This is a genomic window from Prevotella rectalis (assembly GCF_900607215.1).
In the GTDB taxonomy this organism is placed as follows: Bacteria; Bacteroidota; Bacteroidia; order Bacteroidales; family Bacteroidaceae; genus Prevotella; species Prevotella brunnea.
The window spans coordinates 1,134,893-1,142,458 of record NZ_LR027822.1 but is presented as its reverse complement, the minus strand read 5'-3'; the positions used below and the strand labels follow the sequence as shown (position 1 = coordinate 1,142,458).

At 44.6% G+C, this 7,566-nt stretch carries 8 protein-coding genes and 3 pseudogenes; 7 read left to right on the top strand and 4 right to left on the bottom strand.

Annotation, left to right across the window (positions count from 1 at the left end; genetic code table 11):
• The 5 genes and pseudogenes from E0E16_RS13145 to E0E16_RS13750 all read left to right on the top strand — a co-directional run.
• Positions 1-385 (top strand): tyrosine-type recombinase/integrase (locus E0E16_RS13145; RefSeq protein ID WP_165444235.1); only part of this gene is annotated, 385 nt, incomplete at its 5' end.
• 52 nt (positions 386-437) lie between these two features.
• Complete coding sequence (locus tag E0E16_RS13140; protein ID WP_025877769.1) at positions 438-905, top strand: DUF1896 domain-containing protein; 468 nt, start codon at positions 438-440, stop codon at positions 903-905.
• A 148-nt stretch (positions 906-1,053) separates the two neighbouring features.
• Positions 1,054-1,683, top strand: a pseudogene (locus E0E16_RS13135) (site-specific integrase); the annotation flags it as partial.
• A gap of 61 nt (positions 1,684-1,744) precedes the next feature.
• Complete coding sequence (locus E0E16_RS13130; RefSeq protein ID WP_130830613.1) at positions 1,745-2,230, top strand: DUF1896 domain-containing protein; 486 nt, start codon at positions 1,745-1,747, stop codon at positions 2,228-2,230.
• A 24-nt stretch (positions 2,231-2,254) separates the two neighbouring features.
• Complete coding sequence (locus E0E16_RS13750; protein ID WP_165444234.1) at positions 2,255-2,506, top strand: hypothetical protein; 252 nt, start codon at positions 2,255-2,257, stop codon at positions 2,504-2,506.
• 33 nt (positions 2,507-2,539) lie between these two features.
• Here E0E16_RS13750 and E0E16_RS14505 read toward each other — a convergent pair.
• Positions 2,540-2,668: pseudogene (locus tag E0E16_RS14505) on the bottom strand (IS256 family transposase); the annotation flags it as partial.
• Between the two features lie 211 nt (positions 2,669-2,879).
• Between E0E16_RS14505 and E0E16_RS13120 the strand changes: the two are divergent.
• Both E0E16_RS13120 and E0E16_RS13115 read left to right on the top strand, forming a co-directional pair.
• A pseudogene (locus E0E16_RS13120) lies at positions 2,880-3,008 on the top strand (DUF1896 family protein); the annotation flags it as partial.
• Between the two features lie 136 nt (positions 3,009-3,144).
• Entirely contained in the window at positions 3,145-3,717 is a 573-nt protein-coding gene (locus tag E0E16_RS13115; RefSeq protein ID WP_130830612.1) for a hypothetical protein, read from the top strand.
• 40 nt (positions 3,718-3,757) lie between these two features.
• Here E0E16_RS13115 and E0E16_RS13110 read toward each other — a convergent pair whose 3' ends face one another.
• The 3 genes from E0E16_RS13110 to E0E16_RS13100 all read right to left on the bottom strand — a co-directional run bounded on the left by E0E16_RS13110 (position 3,758) and on the right by E0E16_RS13100 (position 7,282).
• Complete coding sequence (locus tag E0E16_RS13110) at positions 3,758-4,675, bottom strand: YitT family protein (protein ID WP_130830611.1); 918 nt, start codon at positions 4,673-4,675, stop codon at positions 3,758-3,760.
• Between the two features lie 237 nt (positions 4,676-4,912).
• The gene (locus E0E16_RS15045) at positions 4,913-6,628 is read right to left on the bottom strand and encodes a S41 family peptidase (protein ID WP_130830610.1); all 1,716 of its coding nucleotides are present in this window, start codon (positions 6,626-6,628) and stop codon (positions 4,913-4,915) included.
• A 138-nt stretch (positions 6,629-6,766) separates the two neighbouring features.
• Positions 6,767-7,282, bottom strand: a complete 516-nt coding sequence (locus E0E16_RS13100; protein ID WP_130830609.1) for a HutD/Ves family protein — start codon at positions 7,280-7,282, stop codon at positions 6,767-6,769.
• Positions 7,283-7,566 lie beyond the last annotated feature (284 nt).

The window sequence follows — 7,566 nt, the reverse complement described above, 5'->3', positions numbered from 1 at the left end:
ACTTCTGCCCATTGCCAAACAAATCCTTTCGCTCTATATAAAGGACAAGAAAGCGGACGACTTGATATTCCCCAATCTTACAATAAGGAAAGCATCCTTTGCGTGTGTGAACATCGGGCAGATATGCCGGATAGATAAGGGCTTGACCTTTCACATGGCTCGGCACACATTCTCAACCACGATTTGCCTTTCCAATGGTATCTCTATGGAAACGCTCAGCAAGATGCTCGGACACAGCAATATAGGTACGACACAAATCTACGGAAAGATAACAGACCACAAGATACAAGAGGATATGACTGCACTCACAGACAAGGAGCATACTGTATTTGAGGGTTATTGTGAGTCGATAGCACGGCAGAACGTTCCATTGCAACAAGCATAAAAAGGAAGTAATTACCAAACATTTATTATTCACGATTGAAAACCAAACGATTATGAAAGAGAACAACAAACAGGAACTTTCTTACTTTCGATTGAAATTAAGAAGTTATGTGAGTGAGCATCACCCCGAGAGATTGAAAGACACGGAGTTTATCACTGCACGGGCAGATATGGCTCTCACAGCTTACTGCGATGCCGTGGCGCAAGGCTTCACGCACCCCGAAGCGGAAAGCATGGCAAGCGAGGTTTTGTATCAGGGCTTGCATTTCTCCAAGTATGACACGCTTGTATCTGTATTGGAAAACGAGTTTGAAAGGGAACTACCTGCTCCGCTCCCCGATAAACTCGCACCCATATTGTTGTCGAACAAGGCTATTCAAGCCACATTCGACAAATTCGGTTTGACGGACACATTTGCTTCTGACGAGCAATACGACCGTCTTTACACCGAACTCACAGGCACAATAGTGCTGCTCACCAAGAGCAATCATCTGCCAATAATCGGTCAGACGGAGGGGTAAGCCCAAAGGCGTTGTAAGCAAAAGCACACGCAAAGTCCCTGATGCCGTTTCTTATCGTGCAAAGGTACAACGGCAGCCAATCTGCCCTGACAAGGTCAAGTCCTGCGGATGGAGAGAAGAATCTCCACCGCAGGATTTTTCTTTTCAAGTTGAAACGCCCACCTACGAGCGCAATGCCCTCACTTCTGACGATTTACACAAACTTCTCTCATATCGCCCACACCGCTCGGTGGACAACCATTGCAGGCTCATCTTCCTCTTGGGCTGTTTCACGGGGTTAGCTTTTTCTGATTTAAAGAAACTCCGAATGGACGATGTTTACACACTTGACGATGGGCGCAGGTACATATCGCTCTGTCGCACAAAGACACAGAACAGGAGCATTGTTCCTTTATTGCCCATTGCCGAAGAGATACTCACCATTGTCAGCGACGGACGAAAGGAGGGTTTGCTCTTTCGTGAGTTCCCCACGAATAGCCATTTCAACCGCAAGATAAGGGACATCATCATCAAGGCTGGACTCCCATCTCATACCGAAGCCACCTCGCACACGGCACGACATACCTTTGCCACAACCATCTGCTTGGAGAACGGCTTGCCGATAGAAACCGTCAGTAAGATGCTCGGACACCGTTTCATTTCCACCACCGAACTTTACGCAAAGGTCAGCAAGAGTAAAATTGCCCGTGAGATGCAGCCACTCATGGGCAGCAATACCACAAGGGAACTGCGAAAGGCTTTGCGTGTCTGTCCGCCAAGAAAGCCAAGCATAATATAAAATGATTTTTCTTAGACCGTTAAAAAACCATCATTAAGTATCAACACTAAATAAGGACAAAATGAAAAAGAACAAAAAGCTGGAACTTTCCTACTTTCGGTTGAAATTAAGAAGTTATATGAGTGAGCATCACCCTGAAAGATTGCACGACACAGAGTTTATCACTGCACGGGCAGACATGGCTCTAACTGCTTACTGCGATGCAGTGGCACAAGGTTTTTCGCACCTCGAAGCAGAGAGCATAGCAAGTGAGGTATTGTATTATGGCTTGCACTTTTCCAAGTACGACACGCTTGTTTCTGTCTTGGAGAACGAGTTTGAGAGGGAACTGCCTGCTCCGCTCCCTGAGAAACTTGCACCCATACTGTTGTCGAACAAGGCTATTCAAGCCACATTCGACAAGTTCGGTTTGACGGACACATTTGCCGCAAGCGAACAATACGACCGTCTTTACACCGAACTCACAGGCACGATTGTGCTGCTCATCGAGAGCAACAACCAGCCAACGATCAGACTGACGGAGGAAGCAAGCCCAAAGGCGTTGTAAGCAAAGGCACACGCAAAGTCCCTGATGCCGTTTCTTATCGTGCAAAGGTACAACGGCAGCCAATCTGCCCTGACAAGGTCGAGTCCTGCGGATGGAGAGAAGAATCTCCACCGCAGGATTTTTCTTTTCAAGTTGGTATTGCCATTTTCAATATTCGTGCGGTCGTATTCATCTCTCCCAACCTTGCAGGGCAGGGCTGCCGTAAGAGAGTATAGGCACGACAAGAATACGGCATACTCAGGCTCTTTGGACGCAAGGCGTAACAACCAACAATAGATAGGACTGACGATAATACGGACTATCTGTTGTTTGTACAAACAACTCTCGTTCATGATACATCAGGGAGTTCATGATTAATGACTGAAGGGTAACAAAACCCTCGCTGCTGCTTGTGTAATTCGAAAGAATTTCCGAAATTTGCGAATGTGTAAGTTTCATTTTTTTCTTTTTTAAAGTTATCAAATACAAAGATAAGAAAAAAGAAGCTTACACACTTTTATAGGACAGTACCAAGAGTTTTAGCACCTTTTGTAAATCGCTCGTTTTCAATAACTTACAAAGCAGCATAAATGAGACAAAAATTGTCCGAAATTCAATATGATTTTTGTCAAATATTCGCTTCATATTCTGCCCAAATTCAAAGGTGATCAAGTTCGGTTTGACGGGCACATTAGCTTCTGACGAGCAATACGACCGTCTTTACACCGAACTCACAGGCACGATAGTGCTGCTCATCGAGAGCAATCATTTGTCAATAATCGGTCAGACGGAGGGGTAAGCCCAAAGGCGTTGTAAGCAAAGGCACACGCAAAATTCCCTGATGACGTTTCTTGGGTTTATTTAAGTGTTATTACCAATGGATTTGCCATCCGTCTCACAAAATTCCCCTACTTTTGCATAAATCTTTTTCACTTATGCCTAAACGATATTTTGCAGTTTTCCTCTTTCTGCTGTCGATGCTTTACGGTTTCGCCCAAGAAGTATTGGTGTGCGATGGGCTTACAAGGTTTCCCCTGCGCGATGTGGAAATATTTGCTGACGGCGAACCAATGGGAAAAACCAATTATTTGGGGCTCATGCAACTGCCTGATAGTTTTAAGACTGCAACCTTTCAGCGCAAAGGTTTCCACAGCGAAAAGCTGACAAGGCAAGAAATTTTTACAGACACGGTGTTCCTTTTCCCCACCGAACACTATATGGACGAGGTTGTGGTAACAGCCAAACAGATTGTTTCCGGAAAAGAACTCTTGAAACGTATGCCCAAGAGGGATATCCTTGAAGCGACACCTCGCCATGACATCACCGAGTTCGATATCGGATTGATGCTTGATAAACGGTTGAGGCGCGATAAAAAGCATGTGGAACAAGTCCGAAAGATATTCGACAAGTTGGATGGGCTGGACGTTGACGACCCTGTTATAAGAGAATACAACAGAACGAGGAAAGAAAAAAACGATGAAAAAGCAAAGAGCGCAAATCGGCATTAATGATTTGCGCCCTTTTCCTTATATAACGGATGGTCGGAGCTTAAGCTTCCACCTTTTGTTGCTTGTTGTTGCGATGTTTCACCTTAAACTTGTCGAAGCCTTCACCGAACACTCCCATCACCTGACTTTGCGTAACGAAAGCGTGAGGGTCGATATCGTCTATCATTCTATAAAGCAACCCTGCCTCGCGCTGACGAGTTACGACAATAACTACTTTCGTGCATTTTCCGGTATAATACCCCTGTGCATCAATGATGGTACAACCGCGATGCGGAGGAGTGGAAGAAATCATGTCGCAAATCTCTTTGTAGCGCTCGGAAATGATAAGAAACTGCACGGAACGACGCCCGGCATTCACTACCTGATCCAGCACCATGGCGGTGATGACCAAACATACATAACCATAAATCACCTGTTCCCAGCTCCGAAGCACCAAGTAGCTCAGCGTTACGATAGTCATATCGACAAGAATGATGACGCGTCCCAAGGAAATATCACGATACTTGTGAACAATGGCTGCCACAATATCCGATCCGCCTGAGCTTCCGTTATACGACAAGCAGAAACCCAAGCCCAAACCACAGAAGATGGCACCAATGAGCGCAGTCATGAAAGGCTGATCGTGAAGAATGGTAGGGTTGGGCACAAACTCTCTCAACAAGCCCGTAACCATTGTCAGGACAAGCACTCCATAGATAGTCTTGATACAGAAGCGCAAACCCAATGTTTTCAACGCGGCTGTCAGTAACAAGGCGTTCATTACAAAATAAGTAACCGTAACCGGTGTTCCGGTTCCCCAAAAGATTATGGACGACAATCCTGCAACGCCACCATTACCTATATGGTTGGGCAAAAGAAAGATAGTCCATCCAACACCATAAGACAAGCATCCCAGTGCTATCATGAAATAATCTAACACCTCTCTGTAAAGAGCTTTTCTCGTAATTTTCATCTCCATAACAAGACTGTTTTAATTTATGTGCAAAGTTAGATATTAAAATGGAAACAAGACAAATGTTTTTATCTTTTTTTCAGTTTATAACCAACTTCTCATTCTTTCTCAAGTATTGATTTATAACCTATTAGACAAAAAACAAAAAATGAGGCAATCGCCCCATCACCTCATTTTCTGTTATTTCATGTCAAATTGTAAGCAACTTCGGCATTATTGATTCCCATTATTGAATTTCCTTGCTTATTTCGCTTTCGTTTCACTTTTATCGGATTTCGCAACAGGTATCGGCGCAAGCAAATCACGATATCGCTCGGGTTGGCTCAACAGTTTGACTGCTTCTTTCCATTGCTTGTCGAACTGTAAGCTGTTCTCTATGGAGCCACGTTGGAAGTAATAAGCTGAAACCAAATCTGCCGTCAGCAGTTGCTTCAAGGTTTGTTTGTTGTAATCCAAGTCTTTTGCCAGATTATGACTCAACTTCTTGTCAAGGGCATCAAACTCCGCCTTTGCATCCTCGTAATAACCTTCAAACTTTGCGAGCTTCACCAATCCCTCCATGAACTTCTTACTTTCTCTATCATACTTAAATCCACTCTTGAGCACCATTTGCTTGAAGTCCTCATAGTCGGCATCGGTTATCATGAAGTTTCTTGCCGGTGCGATGGTGGGATGTTTCTTTATGTATTTCAATTCCCAATTGAGCATCACTTCCGTAGAATCTCTTCCCGTGGAAGCCAGATAAAAGGCAATGTTTGGCAGCGAGTCGGGCAACACTTCTATATCGGGCTTTATGCCACCGCCATCCCTCACTTCGCGACCATTGGCGGTATGGAACAATCGTGTCAGCGAATCGGGCACATGTTCAATGTATCCCCCATTGGCATGTTTGTAGTTGATGGCTTGTATGCATCGTCCGCTGGGAATATAATATTTGCCTGTTGTCAGTTTCAAATTACCATTGTAAGGCAAGTCCATGGGAGCTTGCACCAATCCTTTTCCATAGGTTCGCGTACCAAGGATAACGGCGCGGTCGAGGTCTTGCAAGCTACCACTGGTTATCTCGCTCGAACTTGCCGTTTCACCATTCACCAATACCACGATGGGCATCAAGGTGTCGATGGGTTCAACTTTGGTTTTATACTCTTTGTTGGCTGGTTGTAATTTTCCTACCGTCTTCACCAATGTCAAGCCCTTTGGAACAAACATGTTCACGATGTCTATTGCTTCTTGCAAACTGCCACCGCCATTGTTTCTGAGGTCGAAGACCAGCGACTTCATTCCCTCTCGTTTCATTGCCAAAAATGCCCTGCGAACGTCTTTGGCACAATTTGTGGTGAAAGAGTTCAGGTTCAAGTAGCCAATGCCGTTCTCCTGCAATCCGTAATAGGGCACGGAAGGCATCTGAATGGTTCGACGCGTGAGTTTGAATTTCATGACTTTTTCGGTGGTAGGTCGCCGCACCTTCAGCACAAATCGCGTACCGGCATCTCCCCGAAGATGCTCGCTGACATAGGCAACCGGCTTTCCCGTCATGATGGAATCGTCGATGGAGAGAATTATATCGCCTTTTCTCAGTCCAACTTCTGCGGCGGGCATATTCTCGTATCGCTCATCAATCACGGCATTGCCCAAAGCCAGATTGTAACGAATCAAGGCTCCGATGCCTGCGTACTTTCCCGATATCATCAAGTCGAGATCTTTCACATTCTCCTCCGGATAATACACGGTGTAAGGGTCGAGCGAACGCAACATGGCTTTAATGCCGTTTCCTATCACCTCATCGGCATCAAGTGTATCGACATACATCATATCGAGGTATTTATAGATGGAAGAGAAGGTTTCCAAGTTCTTTGCCACCTTAAAGTTATGATCTTTTTCGGCAATCGTCTGTGCTGCCACGCTCGATCCGAAAGCACTCATCCACAACACGAATGCCAATAATATGCTTTTTCTCATAGTTCCGAATGTTTGGAATAATATTGCTTCCGCGCCGGTTTTGCCAACGAAGCGCGAGAGTGATAATTGAATTGTGTATTGCAAAATTACGTCATTATAATGGAATAACGAACAAGGCATGGGATTTTTTACAAAAAATTACGGAATGCTCACGACAACCACTCGCCCCTTCACGGCAAACGCACCGGAGAGAAGCACAGCATCGTGGCACTCTATGGGCTTGCCGTTCACCGTAACGGGCTCCAAGGCAAACAATAAGGTTCTCCCTGTCGAACTTTCGTAATGTTCATCGCTCGTTACCTTTACGCTAACAGGCAATTCCGCACGAAAGATAACGTTGAAGTCTATCGCGCCCTTCGAGTTTTCCGACTTTATTGCTTCATCGCCGGAGAAGCGAAAAGGTGCATTGGGCGACAACCGGTATGCCTTGCCATTGCGAAAGAGAGTGAGCGACCCTTTAACAGGCAGAATGTAACGCTGATAACCGGTAAAATCGGAGAAGACGCTCTCGGTAGAATCTATGATGGCAGAGGAAATCCTAATATCGAAATCGCGAGCGTTGAGACTACTGCTCTCAGGATTTATATAAAGCTCGCGAGTGATACCGCCTTTCCAAGTATTGGTTTTATAATCTGATTGATGGATTATTTTCATGGGAAAAATGATGGTTTGTATTGAGAAGAATAATTATTTACGCATTGCAAACTTACACAAAATAAATGATATAAAGGCATAAAAGACTCACATTTTAAACTCATCCCGACTTGAGTTCATTCTTTCTTATTCATCTGCTGATATTAACAAAACTGCATCTATGTCATGGGCTTTTCTACTACAGATTTTCATGCTCTGATAAGAGAAACTACATATAACCTCAAATCAATCATTAAGAATTCACGGTGTTGTATGGCAGTGGGAAGTCCTTTATCTTTTACCAA